Genomic DNA, 17,227 nt, shown 5'->3' on the forward strand with positions numbered 1-17,227 from the left:
GTCGCGGAGCTGAATCGCCCGGCGTTGCGCGGCGGTGAAGCACCGTTCGGGTGAGCCGAGGGCGATGATGCGTCCCTCGTCGGTGATGACGACTTTCTGCTGACCGCCGTTGCTGATCAGGTCCGTGACGGCGCTGATCGAGATCGGGGTTTCGACGCCGTCGATCCAGCCGACGCCGCGGCCCTGACCGAAGTCCGCGTTCAGGTCCTGTTCCCGCACACTGACCAGAACCGTAGCCGGGGCGCCGCCGATGGTCGGGGCCTCCCCGGCCCGGGAGACGACGTCGAGGATCACGGCGAGCACGTCGTGGCGCCGCTGGTCGGGACCCGTCGGGGGCGAGCACGGCCCTCCAGACCGCACCCTGCAACCGGATCTCATCCGCCGGCACCGACGCCGGCACCGACGCCGGCACCGGGGTCTCAGAAATGGTGCCGGTGGCCGAGGCGACCAGCTCGCTCTCGGCTGCTGGCACCGAGTCCAGGTCGGTGTACCGCAGCGTCGGCGTCAACGCGGTGAGGATCGCGTCGGCCGTGTCGACGCCGATCGCCCCGGCGGCCAGGCCGATGGCCGTGGCGGGGAAGGTGGGCGGCAGCGGTTCGCCACCCCAAGGAGCGGCCGGTGCGCAGCTGCGTGCCCAACCGCATCCGTCGCCCCGCGGTCGGCCCGGAGACGAGCGTCAGGCGCTCGAGTAGTTCTCCGGCGGTGCGGCAGCCCAGCTTCGCCGAGAGCTGCCCGGTGCCGAGCTCGGGCCGGGACCGGTCGGCGACCTCCGCCGCGGCCGCCACCCGCAGCGCGTCGACCCGCCGGCCGAGGACCTCGACCGCCGTGGTCACCTGCAGGAGGCCGTCGTCGTCGAGACCGCGCACCGCCGAGCACCGCAGGGATTCCCCGAGCCCCGCCGCGAGAGCATGCAGCCCCGCGACCGCCCGAGCCGCCGCGGACAGGCCGTGCGCGGCATTCGCTTCGGGCTGTTCCAGGAGGTTGATCACCAACCCGAGTTTATCTCAATGTGAACAAATAAACTATGTTAGCCTAGAAAAAACTCAGAATTTATCGTAGTTATATACGCCTTCCAAGGGAGCCCCGCCAGGAGCCCCGCCAGGAGCCCCGCCAGGAGCCCAGCCCGGACCCGTATCGATGAGGGATCGTTTGGAGGACCACCTCAACGCTGACTTCAAGCAGGTGGGCTACCGATGATCCAGCGCAGCGGTGCCGGATACCGAGAACGACGGAGACCTCAGCCGGTCAGGGCCTTGTGGATCCGCTGGAGGGAAACGGGCTCCGCGGCCTTCAGTTCCTGGGCGAAGAGGCTGATCCGAAGTTCCTCGATCAGCCAGCGCGCACGCACCAGGTTGGCGGCCGCGTTCGCCTGCAGGGGGATCGTGCCGCCGGCATCCTCGAACCGGCCCGTGGCTGCCTGGCTCTCATTCATCCAGACCCGGTCGCGGCTCGGATTGTCGCTGAGCTTCACGATGCGCGCGGTGATGCCGCCGAGGTATCGCGGCAAGTGCCGCAGCTGCACGAGTCCCGTGGCGCTCACGAAACCGGGGTAGACGAGCCCGGTCAGCTGCGCGCGGGCATCCGTCAGGGCCGGGAGCAGGGCCATGCTGGTGGACGCCTTGAGCGCCTTGTCGGCGGCGCGCGCGGCGGCGAGGATGCGGGCGACGAGGCCCACCGTATCGAACATGGAATCCATCACGACGCCGGACACCCGGTCCCGGATGGTGTCGAACTCGGCGTGCATGAACACCTGGCCGCCGGGCTTCACCCGGAACAGCACGTCGTCGACGCTCGCCGCGAGGCAGTCGTCGAACAGCGCCTGGGTGGTGCGATACGGGCTGGTGGCCAGGCTGAGCTTCTCTGCCCCGGTGAGGTGCTGCTGCACGTAGGCCACCGGGGAGGGCGTGGCGAGCAGCAGCAGGCGACGCACCCCATCGGGCAGGGTGCGGGCCTGCTCGGCCTCCGTGCTCATCATGCGGATCGCCACCGACGCACCCTCGTCGACGAGGGTCGGGTAGCCGCGGATGGTGTTGTCACCCTGCCTGGTGTCGAGGAACCGGGGCAGCTCCGGGAAATCCCAGGTGGTGAGTCCGGTGCGCTCGATCGCATTGGTGGGGGTGGCAGCGGATGCCGCGGCCACGCTCTCGCGGGCCTGGGTGCCGAGCCGGCGCTGCAGTTCCAGGAGGTCCTTGCCGGAGGCGCTCGGGCGACCGCGTTCGTCCACGACACGGAACGTCATGCGAAGGTGGGCCGGAACCCGGACCAGCTCGAAGTCGTTCGCCTTCACGGACACGTAGGTGAGCTTCTGGATCAGGGCGGCGAGCGTCTCGGTGAAGGGGACATCGTCGCGGTCGAACACGGAGCCGCGGGTGGCTTCGCCCAGGCCCGACACCCCGACCGAGACCTCGCCCGGCGCCGGCGGCAACTCGTTCAGCAGTCGCTTGGCCCAGTCCCCCGCCGGCACCACGTTGCGACGGATGCTCTTGGGCAGCGACTTGATCAGTGCGGTCACCAGGTCGGCGCGGAGGCCCGGTACCTGCCAGTCGAAGCCGGTGGGAGAGAGCCTCGCGAGCAGGGCCAGCGGGATCTGCACGGTCACGCCGTCGTCGTCCGCGCCGGGCTCGAACCGGTAGCTGAGCGCGAACTTCTGGTCGCCCTGGCGCCAGATCGGCGGGAACACGGCCTCGTCGATCTCCGGCGCGTCCTCGGGCACCAGTGCCTCGGCGGTCATCGTGAGCAGATCGGGCGTCTGGGTGCGCGCCTGGCGCCACCAGGTTTCGAACGTGCGCGATGAGCATACGTCGGCGGGAATGCGTTTCTGGTAGAACTCGAACACGGCCTCGTCGTCGAACAGGATGTCACGGCGCCGCGTGCGCTCCTCGAGTTCGGCGAGTTCCTTGCGCAGGCTCGTGTTCGCCCGGTCGAAGGCCGTGACGCGCTGGTCGATTCGGTCAAGGTCCCATTCACCCTCGACGAGCGCGTGCCGGATGAATAGGTCGCGAGCGTAGGCCGGGTCGACCCGGGAAAACTGGATCCGGCGGCGCGGCACGATCGGCACCCCGTACAGGGTGACCCGCTCGTAGGCGACGACCGCGCCCTGCTTCTTCTCCCAGTGCGGCTCGGAGTAGCTGCGCTTGCAGAGGTCGCCGGCGAGCGGCTCGGCCCACGCGGGGTCGACGACCGCGTTCATCCGGGCGAACAGGCGGCTGGTCTCGACCAGTTCCGCGCTCATCACGGCGTTCGGTTGCTTCTTCGCGAGCGCCGAGCCCGGGAAGATCACGAAACGCTGCTGGCGCGCGCCGATGTAGTCCTTCTTGGCGGTGTCCTTGAGACCGATGTGGGAAAGCAGACCGGCGAGGAGCGAACGGTGGATCCCATCGGGATTCACGCTGGGATCCCCGATGTGGAGACCGAGCGGCTTGGCCATCTGGCGCAACTGCTTGTACACGTCCTGCCATTCGCGCACGCGCAGATAGTTGAGGAACTCGTTCTTGCAGAGGCGTCGGAAGGCGCTGGAACCGAGCTCCTTCTGCTGCGTCTCGAGGTAGTTCCAGAGGTTCAGCAGGCTCAGGAAGTCGCTCGTCGGGTCGGTGAACCGGGCGTGCTGCTGGTCGGCCTGCGCGCGGCGCTCGAGGGGCCGTTCGCGCGGGTCCTGGATGGTGAGCCCGGAGACGATCACCATCACCTCGCGGCTCACCGCCTGCGTCTTCGACTCGATCACCATTCGTCCGAACCGAGGATCGATGGGCAGCTTTGCGAGCTGCTGGCCGATGCGGGTCAGTGTGGAGATGCCGGGCTTGGAGATGCCGGGCTTGGAGATGCCGGATTTGTGGCCGGCGGTGAGCGCAGCCACCGCGCCGAGCTCGGCGAGCAGGTCGAGGCCGTCCTTGATGCCGCGCGAGTCGGGCGGGGTGAGGAACGGGAACGCGGCGATGTCGCCGAGGCCCAGCGAGATCATCTGCAGGATGACCGCGGCCAGGTTCGTGCGCAGCACCTCCGGCTCGGTGTACTCAGGCCGGCGGGTGAAGTCCTCCTCCGAATAGAGGCGGATGGCGATACCGTCGCTGGTGCGGCCGCTTCGGCCCGAGCGCTGGTTCGCGGAGGCCTGCGAGATGGCCTCGATCGGCAGCCGCTGCACCTTCGAGCGCACGCTGTACCGGCTGATCCGGGCGGTCCCGGCGTCGATGACGTAGCGGATGCCCGGCACGGTCAGGCTGGTCTCCGCCACGTTCGTCGCCAGCACGATGCGGCGTCGCACGCCGGCGACCTTAGACGGCTGGAACACCTTGTGCTGGTCGGCGGAGGAGAGCCGCCCGTACAGCGGCAGGATCTCGGTGGGGCTGGTGCGCCCCGAGGAGGCGTACTTGCCCTGCAGGGCGTCCGCGGCGTCCCGAATCTCGGTCTCACCGCTGAGGAAGACCAGAACATCGCCGTTGGACTCCCGTTCGAGCTCATCGAGCGCGGCGGAGATTCCCTCGATGTAGTCCCTGTCCACCGTGGGCGCGGCATCCGTCGTGTCGTCGTCGTCGCCGTCCATCGCCTCGACGACCAGCGGCCGGTAGCGGATCTCCACCGGGTAGGTGCGCCCGGAGACCTCGATGATCGGGGCCGGCGTGCCGTCGGGCGTGGCGAAATGCTCGGCGAAGCTCTGCGGGTCGATCGTCGCGGAGGTGATGATGAGCTTGAGGTCGGGGCGCTGCGGCAGCAGCTGACGCAGGTAGCCGAGCAGGAAGTCGATGTTGAGGCTGCGCTCGTGCGCCTCGTCGATGATGATCGTGTCGTACTTGCGCAGCAGACGGTCGCGGTGCATCTCGTTGAGCAGGATGCCGTCGGTCATCAGCTTGATGCGGGTGTCCGGGCCGACCTGGTCGGTGAACCGCACCTGGTAGCCGACCGTCTGGCCGACTTCCTGTCCGAGTTCCTCGGCGATGCGTTCAGCGATCGTGCGCGCGGCGAGACGGCGGGGTTGCGTGTGGCCGATGTTCTCCCGGCCCAGCTCGAGGCAGATCTTCGGCAGTTGGGTGGTCTTGCCGGAACCCGTCGCGCCGGCGACGATGACCACCTGGTTGTCACGGATGGCGCGCGCGATATCCTCCCGGCGCTGGCTGACCGGAAGCTCGGGTGGGAAGGTGACTTCGACGGGGATCATGGGCCTTCCATCGTATGACCTCGCGGTGAACGACGGATGCTGCCCGGGTTCGCCTGTGATCGGCCCGACGGCTGTGGCTGTATCGGCGCGTTTTTAACCGCACGATGTTAGCATCAAAGAATGATCAACGACGAAGGGACGGGGGACCGGCACGCCGCCCTTGCCTCCGACGCGCGCCGCCAGGTGCTCGACCTCCTGATGGGATCGGCCACCCCGCTCGACGCCGCCGCGGTCGCGGCGCGCATCGGACTGCACGTGACGACCGCCCGGTTCCATCTCGATCAGCTCGAGAACGCCGACCTGATCCGGCGCGCCGTCGGGCGCGCGGGGACGCGTGGCCGCCCGCGAATCCTCTTCACCGCTGGACCCGCCGCCCGGGAAGGTGGCGCCCAGCACGATCTGAGCCGGGTACTGGCCACCGCGCTCGCCGAGGACGCCGACAGCGGGCGGGCCCGGGCAATCCGCGCCGGTGAGACCTGGGCCGAGAGCTACGCCGACGAGCTGCGGGGGAGCACCGCGGAGGGCATCGCGCCGCTGCTGAGTATCCTCGACCGGCTCGGCTTCGATCCGGAGCTGGTTTCGGCGGTGGAGCCGGCTCCGGCTTCGGAAGCCGAGTCCGCGGTGGACGACGGTGCCTCCGACGGTGCCTCCGACGGTGTCGCCGACGTTGCCGCCCCGCTGATCACCCTGCTGGCCTGCCCGTTTCGCGCCGATGCGCGGGACGCCCCCGACGTCATCTGCTCGGTGCACCTGGGCCTCGTGCGCGGGGTCGCCCGCGAGCTCGGCCACGACCCGGACCAGGTCGGGCTGCGCCCGTTCGTGGGTCCCGAGCTGTGCCATTTGCACCTCGGAAGCGAGTGGGCCGAGCCGAGCCCGCCGGCCGGGTGAGCGCGCAGCCCGACGACGTGAACTGACGCGCTCCGCCTCGCGCGGTCTCGTTCCGCCCTGCCGCCACCGGGAATAACAGCCCGGGAGGAGGGTTAGGTTGGGGAGGGCGGGAACCGCCCGGCGAGGAAGATGACGGATGAACCCGATCGAGTGGCTTTTCGACGCACAGCTGCAGATCGGAACCCAGACCATTCTTTGGCGCGAGATCATCGGCAACGCCTTCGGCATCCTGAGCGCCGTCGGCGGGATGCGCCGTAAGGTGTGGGCCTGGCCGATCGGAATCGCGGGCAACGCGCTGCTGTTCACGGTGTTCCTCGGCGCCGTGTTCGGCACGCCCAACCCGGTCAATCTGCTCGGCCAGGCCGGGCGGCAGATCATGTTCATCGTCGTGTCGATCTTCGGCTGGGTCCAGTGGTCCACCCATCGTCGGGGGAGCGCGCAGGCTGCCGTGGCCCCGCACTGGGCCGGTGCTCGCGCGCGCATCCTGCTCGGATTCGGGCTCGTCGCGGGCACTCTGGTGCTCACGCCGGTCTTCCGTGCGCTCGGCTCGTTCGAGCCCGTCTGGGCCGATGCCTGGATCTTCACCGGCTCGTTGCTGGCCACGTACGGCATGGCGAAGGGCTGGACCGAGTTCTGGCTGATCTGGGTGGCGGTCGACATCGTCGGGGTGCCGTTGCTGCTCAGCGCCGGCTACTACGCCTCGGCCATCCTCTACATCTTCTACGGCGCGTTCACCCTCGCCGGCTTCTTCGTCTGGATGTGCGTGCAGCGCCGCGCCCGCAGGGCCCTCGCGGTCGACCTGGTGGCCGCCCGGCTCTGACCGGCCCTGACCTGCTCCGCTCAGGTTCGTTGAGGAAATACGCAGGGAGCGTCGGGCCGGGGACAGCGGCACAATGGAGGCATGTCCAATCACCTCGCCGACGCAATCAGCCCCTATCTGCGCTCGCACGCCGACAATCCCGTTGCCTGGTTCGGCTGGGGTTCGGAGGCTTTCGTGGAGGCTCGGCTGCGGGATCTGCCCGTGCTCGTCTCGATCGGCTACTCGACCTGCCACTGGTGCCACGTCATGGCCCGGGAGAGCTTTAGCGACCCGGAGCTCGCCGATTACCTGAACCGGCACTTCGTGAGCATCAAGGTCGACCGGGAGGAGCATCCCGAGGTCGACGCCAGCTACCTCGCCGCGGCCAGCGCCTTCGTGGGCGGGCTCGGCTGGCCGCTCAACGTCTTCGTCACCCCCGACGGGCAGGCTTTCTACGCCGGCACCTACTTTCCGCCGCTGCCGTTGCCGGGGCATCCGTCGTTCCGGCAGGTGCTTGAAGCGGTGACGGATGCCTGGACGAACCGCCGCGCCGAGGTCACCGCGAGCGCGTCCCTCGTCGCCGAGACGCTCGCGGCCGCCGCCGCACAACAGGGTGCCGGCGGAGCGCTGCCCGGCCCCGCCGCGCTCGACCGGGTCCAGGCCGAACTCGTGGGCCTGGAAGACCCCCGCTTCGGCGGATTCGGCGGCGCGCCCAAGTTTCCCATAGCGCCGGTGCTGGGGTTTCTGCTCGGCCGGCCGGGTGCCGTGGGACAGGTCCCGGAAGCGCAGGCCCTCGCCCTGCGCACCCTGAAGCGCATGGGTGCCTCGCCCCTGCGCGACCCGGTGGAGGGCGGTTTCTTCCGCTACGCCGTGAACCGGGACTGGAGCGACCCGCACTACGAGCGGATGCTCTACGACAACGCGCAGCTGCTCGACCTCTACACCCAGGCCTGGCAGCTCACCGGCGAGAAATGGGCGCAGACGGTCGCGGAGGGTGTCGCCGGGTTCCTCACGACCGTGCTGCGCCTGCCCGGCGGCGGGTTCGCCAGCGCCCAGGACTCCGAGAGCACCGTTGCCGGTCGCCGCGTCGAGGGCTTGTACTACGCCCTGGACGAGGACGCCCGGCGGCAGGAGGAGCCGCCCGCGCTCGATGAAAAGGTGCTCACCGGCTGGAACGGCCTTGCCATCAGAGCCCTGGCCCGCGCCGGGTTCGCCCTCGCCGATCCCGACCTCACGACGGCGGCCGCGAGGGCCGCCGACCACCTGCTCACGCGTCACCTGCGCCGGGACGGCAGCCTCGTGCGGGCCTCCATCGCGGGGCGCACGTCTGCCGCTCAGGCCACCCTGGAGGACTTCGGGATGTGTGCACAGGGTCTCCTCGAGCTTGCTCTGGCCACGGGCGAGGTGCGCTATGCCACGGCCGCGCGCCGGCTCATCGACGGCACGCTGGGGGGAACGGATGCCAAAACGGTACCGTCCGCCACCGACATCCCCGGCTCCGGCACTCCCGGTACCAATGCCCCCACCGACGCCGCCGGCACGGCCGGCACTGTCGCCGGCGGGATGCCGTTTCGCGCTCCCGACGGGCCCGACCCGGTGCTTGCCGCGCAGGGACTCGCCCTGGACGTCAACCCGTCGGAGGGGGCCTATCCGTCCGGGATCACGGCGACCGCAGAGGCGGCGAACCTGCTCTACCTGCTGACCGCCGACGACCGCTATCGCGCGGCCGCCGTTGCCGCGATGGCGGCCCTCGCCGAGCGCGCACTCGAACGCCCGCTCGCCTTCGGGGCGGCCCTGCGACTGTCCGGCATTCTGACCGCCCCCGTGGAACAACTCGTGGTGGTCGGGGCGGACGTGGTCGGGCCGGGGGCAGGGCCGGACGCGGCCGCCCCCGAGCAACCCGCCGCACTGCTCGACGCGGTGCGCCGACGCGGGAGCGGGCTCGTCGCATCCGTCACCGAGGTTCAGGCGCAGGCCTTCGCCGACGCCGGCTTCGAACTGTTCCGCGGCCGGGTCGCACACCAGGGTCTGCCGACGGCCTACCTCTGCCGTGACTTCGTCTGCCGCCTGCCCGTCACCGATCCCGCCGACCTGCCGATGGCCTGACCCGGACGGAGGCTGGTCGGCCCGGTGGCCGCGCCGGGAACAGAATGGACAGATGGGCATACAGATCAAGCGGGTCTACGACGAACTTTCCGCGAGCGACGGGACCCGGGTGCTGGTCGACCGGCTGTGGCCGCGCGGAGTCTCGAAGGAGGAAGCCCGGCTCGACGCCTGGCTCAAGCAGATCGCGCCCAGCCCGGAGCTGCGCCGGTGGTGGAACCACGACCGGGCACTTCTGGATGAGTTCGCGGTGCGCTACCGGGCCGAACTCGACACCGCACCCGAGACGACGGCGGCCGTGCAGGAACTCCGCACGCTCATCGCCCGCGACGAGGAGAAGCAGACGACAACCACGCTGGTCTACGGCGCTCGGGACCCGATGGTGAACCACGCCAGGATCCTGGCCGAGTATGTGATTGACAGGGCCTGACCCGTTCGCCTGACCCGATACCTGAGCGGAAATCGCGCCGGCCGTCGGGCCTCCGAAGTAACTACAAGCCGGTAACCTCAAGCCGGCAACCTCACGCCAGCCGACCTCATCGGTCGGCGCCGACGACCGAACGGACTCCGGCGATGGTTCCCGAAATCACCATCCGGGCCGTACTCCTGGCCACCGCGTCCAGCATGGTCGTCGGCGCGATCGGGTACTCGCACCTGGCGTTCGGTACCTCCTGGATGACAGCCGTCGGCCACGACGAGGAAAGCCTGCGCACGGGCTCGACCGCGATCACCGGGCGGTCCCGTCACCGCGGCGAGCGGGGGACGCAGAAGACGTAGAATAGCAACGGCGCCACCGCGTTCCGCCGGCTGCTTCGCTCCGGTCTCTGAACCGGTCGTTGCTGTCCGGCATCAACGGACGCACTCTCCCCGGCACTGCGTGTGGTTGCCTCGTGAATGAGTGTTCCCAATTCTTCTCGAGGAGGACCATGGCCACGTTCGATCGCCCGGAAACCGAGCGTCGCTCCTCGAACGAACCGGCAGACAACCTGCCCGTGCTGACGCTGAGCCAGGAACCCGAGCTCGTGCTGCTCTCACCCGACCCGCGCACCCGCCGTTTCGACCGTGATGACGTGGTCGTGCGCAAGGGCGAGATCAACTTGATCAACGGTCACTTCACCCCCCACGAGTCGATGGTCAAGGACCTCCTCGCGGTCCGCGACGCGCTCGAACGGGCCGGCATCGACTTCCTGCTCGTGCGCGGCGACGGGGACCGCCCGGTGATCGCGGTCGACCGCAAACGCCGCAAGAACCTCACCCGCATCCTTGCGGAGGCTTTCGCGAACGAGCCCTTCTACGCCAAGCCCCTCGACGGGAATCTGGCCCCGGCCCTGCTCCTGGCGGACGGCGCCCTGACGACGCTGCGCAAGTCATCCGTCTTCCGGGTCTACCGACCGCGCATCGAGCCGATCGGCCGCCTGCGCTACGGCGCCGAGACGGCCTTCCAGTTCGAGCTCTGGCACTTCGGCGACGATGAGATCGTCGCGCCCGTCGAGAACTCGCTGATGCGGGCACGTCTGCCGCGTTCGGAGGCCCGCGAGACCACGATCGACCTCTTCGGGCGCACCTGGCGCACCCTGCAGCACATGTTCGACGACCTGGCCAGCGACGTCAGTTTCGATATCGACATGGTCTTCTCCTGGGTCGACGGCTCGTCCAGTGATTTCCAGCGTGAGCGGGCCAAGCGCATGCAGGCCTATGTCGTCGGAGACGGCGACGATTCGGATGCCCGTTTCCGCCAGATCGACGAGCTCAAGTACGCCCTCCGCAGCGTCTACATGTTCGCGCCCTGGGTGCGCCGCATCTTCATCGCCACGGATTCGCCGGCCCCGGTGTGGCTGGCCGAGCACCCGCGCGTCACCATCATGCGCAGCGAGGATTTCTTCCCCGACCTGAGCGTTCTGCCCACGCACAACTCGCACGCCGTGGAGAGTCAGCTGCACCGCATCCCCGGACTGGCCGAGCATTTCCTCTATTCCAACGACGACATGTTCTTCGGCCGCCCTGTCGGACCGGAGCTGTTCTTCTCTCCGGGCGGCGTGACCAAGTTCATCGAGGCATCCACCCGGATCGGCCTCGGCGAGAACAACACCAGCCGCAGCGGGTTCGAGAACGGCGCCCGGGTCAACCGCGCCCTGCTGCGCGATCGGTTCGGCAAGGTCACCACGCGGCACCTCGAGCACACGGCGGCGCCGCTCCGCAGGAGTGTGATGCAGGAACTCGAAGCGGAGTTCCCCGGCGATTTCGCCCGCACTGCGGCCAGCCAGTTCCGCTCAGCGACCGATATCTCGGTCACGAACTCGCTGTACCACTACTACGCGCTGATGACCGGGCGGGCGGTCGAGCAGACCCAGGCGCGCTCACTGTACATCGAAACCACGCTGAAGCTGGCACTGCGTCAGATGAACGCCCTGCGCAAGCGCCGCGACCAGGACATGTTCTGCCTGAACGACGGAAGCAACCCGGAGATCTCCGACGAGGTTCGCCGCGCGGCCGTGACCGACTTCCTCGAACGTTACTTCCCGATCGTCGCCCCGTGGGAACGCGAGAACCAGCTCGTTCCCGGCCAGGCCGGGCACACGCCGCCGTCTAGTGCAGAACCGGGATCGGTGTGGTCATCGGGGGTTCGCGGAACGTTGGCAGAGTACCCGCGGGCATGATCCGGATGTTGTCGCCGGCGAGCCGTCGCGCACTTTCCGTCGCGTCGACGTAGTCCAGCGCCGGGTAGTCACCCAGCGGAACGACCGAGTGCAGTATCGTGTCAGCGAACACATGCACGAGGTTGAAGGTGCGTGCCCCGTCGCGGCCCCGCGTGCCGCCGACCGGAACATTCAGGTCCTGGGTGTAGCAGGTGGCCGACGCCACCGACACCGGAATGCCCGCGAACGTCGCGGTCGAGGAGTAGTGCAGGTGCCCGGCGAGGATGCTGCGCACATCCGAGCCGCGCAACACCTGTGCAAGACGGGCCTGGCCGCGCAACTCGACCGACACGGCCAGGTCGAGCACGCTCGGCACGGGCGGGTGGTGCATGGCCAGAATGGTGCCGTCCGGCGCCGGAACGCTCAGCTGGCCGGCCAGCCAGCGCAGTTGGTCGTCGGTCACGGCGCCGTGGTGGTGGCCGGGAACGGAGGTGTCGAGCGTGATCAGGCGCAGGCCGCCGATGTAGTCGACGTGGTCGATCGGCTCGGTGGTCGCCGGCTCGTTCAGCAGCGTGCTGCGGAACGCCGCCCGATCGTCGTGGTTGCCCATCACCCAGAAGACGCGGGCACCGAGCCGCGCCGCGGCCGGCTCGACGATTAGTTGAGCGGCCCGGTAGGCATCCGGTTCGCCCTTGTCGGCCAGGTCACCCGTGATGATGATGGCGTCGGGTCGGCCGGAGGAGGCTTCGACCTCCGCAAACAGCTGCGCGAGATGGGCGGTGCTGTCGACCTGGTCGTACAGGCGCCCGCCGTTCGCAAGCAGGTGGGTGTCGCTGAGGTGGAGTAGAAAATGATCCGGCTTGGGGTATTCGGCCGTTCGAATGTTCACGGAGCATCCATTCGTTGGGGCTAAGAGCTCTTCGAAGAGTTGGCTGACTCTACTCTGATTATTTGAGCAGCATGAGCTGAACCTTAGGTGAATGCCAGGCGAACACGGTGAAGAGCCCGGGTGTTTCGCCTCCGGGTCCGTCGTCACCGCGAGATCAGGACGTGGTCTCCTTCGTACCCTCTTGCGCCTGCAACGGCTGCTCGGCCGAGGTGGCTCACCGAGGGATGGGTCAGGCCCGAGGTCCGAACGGAGTCAACCGCGCCGCCGCGTGCGAAGCTAGAGCGTGCGCACCTCTTCGTCGATCAGCCCCGTTCGCTACCTGGTGGGGGCGTTCGTCGCAATCATCCTGTTCGCCGGGCTCTACCTCTACTTCGTGCGCACCCTCTCCGGCCAGACCATGGACCAGCTCGCCTTCGACGGCGCGGAGTTCGGACGCCGCAGCGTCACCCCGCTCGCGCAGGAGCTGCTGGATGCCGTTCCGCTGGTCTCCGTCATCGCCGGACTGCTGCTCACCGGGGTCGTGACCGTCGTTCGGCGCAACGGCAGGACCCTGATCGTGGCCTGCGGGGTAGCGCTGGCCGCCGTGTTGAGCACTCAGCTGCTGAAGATCATGCTCCTGACCCGGCCGGACCTCGGGGTGGAGGGCTACGACGGCAACTCGTTCCCCTCGGGACATACAACGGTGGCGGCGGCATCCGCTCTCGCCGTTTTCCTGGTCGCGAGTCCCCGCACGCGCGGCCTCGCCGCCCTCGGCGGTTCCGGCTTCGCCATCCTGGCCGGGGTCGCCACGCTGGCGAACGGCTGGCATCGGCCCAGCGATGTCATCGCGGCTCTGCTCGTCGTGGCGGTCTGGGGTTGCGTGGCCGGCCTGGTGCTGACCCGCGGCCCGTGGTCGATGGGCGGTGCACCGCGCGGCGGGACGAACGCCCGCCCGCCCAGAGTCGACCGCCTGCAGCTGCGCATCCTGATCCCGTTCGCCGCGGTCGCGGTCGCCGCGTTCCTGGTCACGTACTTCCGTGCGTTCGGCGATACCCCGGGAACCCTCATCGCGTACATCGGCGGCGTCACCGCGATCGTTGCCGCGGGGCTCGGGATCGGGTTCACGGGCATCCGTTTGTTCGCCCCGCTGCCCTGATCTGACGGCATTTACGGGGGTGTGCCGGGCCGTGCCCACGTGTAACACTTGGGCTATGCCCGTCACTCTTAGAGCGCTCCAGACCGTGGTCCCCCCGACAGTACTGATCCAGGATCAGGTGCGCGACATCTTCGCCGCCCAGCCGGGACTCAGCCGCCTGGCCCAGCGCCTGGTGACCGCGTCGTTCAACCTGTCCGGGATCGACACCCGGCACACCGTCATTGACGAGCTCACTCTCGACAAGGCGTCGTCCGATCCCCAGTTCTTCGACGCCGCCACGCAGGAGCTGCTCAAGCCGAGCACCCGGGTGCGCAACGAGCTCTACATCGTGGAGGCGACGAAGCTGTTCGTCGAGGCCGGGCGACGGGCCCTCGAGGCGTGCCCCGGCATCGAGGCCTCGGACATCACGCATGTGGTTACCGTGTCGTGCACCGGGTTCTACGCTCCGGGACCCGACTACATGCTCGTGCGCGAGCTGGGCCTGAACCCCGCGACCCAGCGCTACCACCTCGGCTTCATGGGCTGCTACGCGTCGATGCCGGCCCTGCGCACGGCGAAGCAGTTCGTCGACGCCGACCCGAACGCCGTCGTGCTCGTCGTCAGCGCCGAGCTGTGTTCGCTGCACCTGCGCACCTCGGACGACCCGGACACGATCGTCGCCTCCTCGCTGTTCTCGGATGGAGCTGCGGCTGGGATCGTCAGCTCCCGCGCCCCCGCGGCGGGCGAGAACGCCCTCAACCTCGACCTGTTCGAGACCGTGATCACGCCCATCGGCGAGGGGGACATGGCCTGGAAGATCGGCGACGAAGGGTTCGAGATGATCCTCAGCACCTACGTGCCGCACATCATCGACCAGCACATCGAGGGGGCGCTGGCACCCCTCTTCGCGCGGGACGTCGCGCTCAGCGCAGTGTTGGCGCCGGCGCTTGTGCCTTCCAGGGTGCCGTCGCTCCTGCCTGCCGGGGTGCCGGAGGGTGTCTCGGCCGGGTCGGTCGCAACCCTGGTCGCACCGGTTGACGTCGCACCGGTCACCACACCGGCCACCGCGATCGCGCACTGGGCGATCCATCCGGGCGGGCGCAGCATCCTGGACAAGACCGAGGCGAAGCTCGGGCTGAGCGAGGCGCAGCTCGTGCCCTCGCGGGAGACTCTCCGCACCTACGGCAACATGAGCAGCGCGACGATCCTGTTCGTGCTCAAGGCCATCCTCGACTCCCCGGCCACGGATGACGGCGAGCGGGTCTGCGCGATGGCGTTCGGCCCGGGGCTCACGGTCGAATCCGGGCTGATGACCGTCACCGCCGGGTAGCGGAAGTGGGCATCCCGTCGATGCATTTCCCTTCGGCGCGCCGATCGTCGCGGAGTCGTCCCTTCCTCGGCGTCTCGTCGCTGGGCGTTCCGTCGCTGGGCGTTCCGTCGCTGCGCCGGCGCGCGAGTGACGCCGTCGAGCTCATGGACGACCCCGACTGTGACCCCGTCAAACTCGCCAGCACCTACGCGAACTTCCGGTTTGTGAACGGCGTGGTGTCGGGGTGGCGCGGGATGTACCGCCGCGATATCCGGCCATTGCTGTCGAGCACTCGGGAGAGCACCCTGCTCGACGTCGGCTGCGGCGGCGGCGACGTGGCGCGGGCGCTGGCCCGCTGGGCCGCACGGGACGGCCTGCGCCTGCGCATCACGGCCGTTGACCCGGATGCCCGCGCGCACGCCTACGCGATGAGTCTGCCCCCACTGCCCGGACTGACGTTTCGGCGGGCGCTCAGTTCCGATCTCGTCGCAGAAAGGCGCCGGTTCGACGTCGTCGTCTCCAACCATGTGCTGCACCACCTCACCGGCGAACAGCTCGGCGGACTGCTCGCCGACTCGGAACGGCTCGCCGCGCACCGGGTGCTGCACGCCGACATCGAACGCAGCCGGTTCGCGTACCTCGGCTTCGGGCTCGGCACCTGGCCGCTCTTTCGCCGGTCGTTCATCCGCGACGACGGGCTCACCTCCATTCGCCGCAGTTTTACGGCGGCCGAGCTGCGCGAGGTGGTGCCGCCCGGGTGGCAGGTGACGCGGGAACATCCGTCACGCCTCGTGCTGCGCCGGGTGGTGCCGGCCGGGCCGGCGTCTGCCGGGTTCGCGTCGGCTGTGCCGTCGGCTGTATCGGCGTCGGCTGGGTCGGTTCTTGCTGAGACGGTGCCGGCGAGCGTGTCCTTTCCGGTCAAAAGTGACCGGCGCAACGGGCACTCTCGACCGGAAAGGGAACCTGAACGCGTGCACGTGCACGTGCACGAGCGGGGGCAGGCGAACGACAGCGGGGCACGGGTTCGGGACGTGATCGTGGTCGGCGGGGGACCGGTGGGCATCCTGCTCGCTGGACTGCTGGCGGTGCGCGGTGTCGACGTGGAGGTGGTCGAGCAGCGAGCCAAGCCGTCGCTGCGATCCCGGGCCATCGGCATCCACCCGCCGTCGTTGCGGGCTCTGGAGCAACTGGGCGTGGCAGAAGAGGTGCTCGCCCGGGCGGTGCGCATCCGCGGCGGTGTGGTGCGCTCGGACGGGCGCACGCTGGGCCGACTGGCGTTCACCGAAACCGTCGACCGGATGCAGAGCGTGATCTCTCTGCCGCAGTTCGAGACCGAGGCCGTGCTGCGCGCGCGCTTCGCCGAACTCGCGCCCGGCCGGCTGCGCGGCGGCGTAACGGTGACCGGGGTGTCCGAGCGCGGTGGTCGGGTCGCGGTCGAGACGGCTAAGACAGTCGAGACGGCGAAGCCAGGCGGGACTCACGGGACGGTCGAGGGGATCGGGACGGGCGGGACGGGCGAGGGGGGCGTGTCTGCCGGCGAAACTCTCGAGGCTCGCTACGTGGTCGCCGCCGACGGCGCCCGCAGTCTCGTGCGCGACCTACTCGGCATCCGCTGCACCGCGCGCACCGGCGGCGAGACGTATCTGATGAGCGACTACCCCGACACGGGGGAGCATCTCGGGGAGGCCGTGCTCTTCTTCGAGCGGGGTGGTGTGGTCGAGTCGTTCCCGTTGCCGGGAGGCCGACGCCGCTGGGTGGCCATGACCCCGACCCTGCAGGCCGATGCGACGTCCGACGACCTGGCTGCGCTCATCCGTGCCCGCACCGGCACGCAGCTGCCTCCGACGACCGCGGAGGCCAGCGCCTTCTCGGTGCAGCAGCGCCTCGCCACGAGACTTGTAGCGGGACGGGTCGTGCTCATCGGCGACGCGGCGCACCAGATCAGCCCGATCGGCGGGCAGGGCATGAACCTCGGGTGGCTCGACGCGCTGCAACTGGCCCCGGCGCTGGAGCGGGCGCTGCGGGATCCGGAGGCCGCTTCAGGCGTGCTCGGGGATTACGACCGCCGCCGCCGGCGCAGCGCTCGGATGGCCGCCCGGCAGGCCGACTTCAACATGGCGATGGGCGGACCCGTGCAGGGGCTCAGTCTGCGCGCGCGGAACGGCCTCGTGCGCGCCCTCGCGGCGCCGCCCGCCAGCGCCGTGCTCGCCCGCGCCTTCACCATGCGCTGGCTGTAGCTCGCCGCCGCCGGCGCGCCCGCTCGACTCGATCGGCCCGGTGCGCTGGGGCTAACTCAGGAGAAACGTGCGGATGGTGTGGCCGAATCGCAGAACTCAGCGC

At 69.4% G+C, this 17,227-nt stretch carries 13 protein-coding genes; 9 read left to right on the top strand and 4 right to left on the bottom strand.

The features are described 5' to 3' along the window. The 3 genes from E3N86_RS05980 to hrpA form a co-directional block, all read right to left on the bottom strand. Positions 1 to 378, bottom strand: a 378-nt coding sequence (locus tag E3N86_RS05980; RefSeq protein ID WP_134511549.1) for a DUF222 domain-containing protein, incomplete at its 3' end; no start/stop codon positions are given. A 41-nt stretch (positions 379 to 419) separates the two neighbouring features. After that, entirely contained in the window at positions 420 to 989 is a 570-nt protein-coding gene (locus E3N86_RS05985) for a hypothetical protein (protein WP_134511550.1), read from the bottom strand. 248 nt (positions 990 to 1,237) lie between these two features. Further along, a complete protein-coding gene (hrpA, locus tag E3N86_RS05990) occupies positions 1,238 to 5,149 on the bottom strand; it encodes an ATP-dependent RNA helicase HrpA (protein ID WP_134511551.1) in 3,912 nt (1,303 codons plus the stop codon). A 120-nt stretch (positions 5,150 to 5,269) separates the two neighbouring features. Here hrpA and E3N86_RS05995 point away from each other — a divergent pair, with 120 nt between their 5' ends. From E3N86_RS05995 to E3N86_RS06020, 6 genes are all read left to right on the top strand, one after another. Next, positions 5,270 to 6,037 (top strand): metalloregulator ArsR/SmtB family transcription factor, encoded by a 768-nt coding sequence (locus E3N86_RS05995; protein ID WP_134511552.1) that lies wholly within the window; start codon positions 5,270 to 5,272, stop codon positions 6,035 to 6,037. A 136-nt stretch (positions 6,038 to 6,173) separates the two neighbouring features. Next, entirely contained in the window at positions 6,174 to 6,857 is a 684-nt protein-coding gene (gene pnuC / locus E3N86_RS06000) for a nicotinamide riboside transporter PnuC (protein ID WP_134511553.1), read from the top strand. Positions 6,858 to 6,938: 81 nt separating this feature from the next. Beyond that, positions 6,939 to 8,942, top strand: coding sequence for a thioredoxin domain-containing protein (locus E3N86_RS06005; protein ID WP_134511554.1), 2,004 nt, complete (start codon positions 6,939 to 6,941; stop codon positions 8,940 to 8,942). 52 nt (positions 8,943 to 8,994) lie between these two features. After that, positions 8,995 to 9,369 carry a DUF488 domain-containing protein gene (locus E3N86_RS06010; protein ID WP_104099553.1) on the top strand — a complete coding sequence of 125 codons (375 nt, stop codon included), beginning with the start codon at positions 8,995 to 8,997 and terminating at the stop codon, positions 9,367 to 9,369. A 143-nt stretch (positions 9,370 to 9,512) separates the two neighbouring features. Continuing rightward, the gene (locus tag E3N86_RS17315; protein ID WP_134511555.1) at positions 9,513 to 9,716 is read left to right on the top strand and encodes a DUF1761 domain-containing protein; all 204 of its coding nucleotides are present in this window, start codon (positions 9,513 to 9,515) and stop codon (positions 9,714 to 9,716) included. Positions 9,717 to 9,865: 149 nt separating this feature from the next. Continuing rightward, on the top strand, positions 9,866 to 11,596 hold the full coding sequence (locus E3N86_RS06020; protein ID WP_134373025.1) for a stealth family protein: 1,731 nt from the start codon (positions 9,866 to 9,868) through the stop codon (positions 11,594 to 11,596). Here E3N86_RS06020 and E3N86_RS06025 read toward each other — a convergent pair. Continuing rightward, the gene (locus E3N86_RS06025; RefSeq protein WP_174720204.1) at positions 11,526 to 12,464 is read right to left on the bottom strand and encodes a phosphodiesterase; all 939 of its coding nucleotides are present in this window, start codon (positions 12,462 to 12,464) and stop codon (positions 11,526 to 11,528) included. The two genes, E3N86_RS06020 and E3N86_RS06025, sit on opposite strands and share 71 nt — an antisense overlap. A gap of 283 nt (positions 12,465 to 12,747) precedes the next feature. Between E3N86_RS06025 and E3N86_RS06030 the strand changes: the two genes are divergently transcribed. Genes E3N86_RS06030 through E3N86_RS17800 form a run of 3 tightly spaced genes read left to right on the top strand, consistent with a single transcriptional unit; the run spans position 12,748 to position 17,124 of the window. Further along, positions 12,748 to 13,599, top strand: coding sequence for a phosphatase PAP2 family protein (locus tag E3N86_RS06030; RefSeq protein ID WP_134342434.1), 852 nt, complete (start codon positions 12,748 to 12,750; stop codon positions 13,597 to 13,599). A 55-nt stretch (positions 13,600 to 13,654) separates the two neighbouring features. Further along, positions 13,655 to 14,908, top strand: coding sequence for a type III polyketide synthase (locus E3N86_RS06035; protein ID WP_233191158.1), 1,254 nt, complete (start codon positions 13,655 to 13,657; stop codon positions 14,906 to 14,908). A gap of 20 nt (positions 14,909 to 14,928) precedes the next feature. Next, positions 14,929 to 17,124 carry an FAD-dependent monooxygenase gene (locus tag E3N86_RS17800; RefSeq protein WP_370295338.1) on the top strand — a complete coding sequence of 732 codons (2,196 nt, stop codon included), beginning with the start codon at positions 14,929 to 14,931 and terminating at the stop codon, positions 17,122 to 17,124. Positions 17,125 to 17,227: the final 103 nt, after the last annotated feature.

Origin of the sequence: Cryobacterium sp. Hz7, from assembly GCF_004402815.1 — a bacterium.
GTDB lineage: Bacteria > Actinomycetota > Actinomycetes > Actinomycetales > Microbacteriaceae > Cryobacterium > Cryobacterium sandaracinum.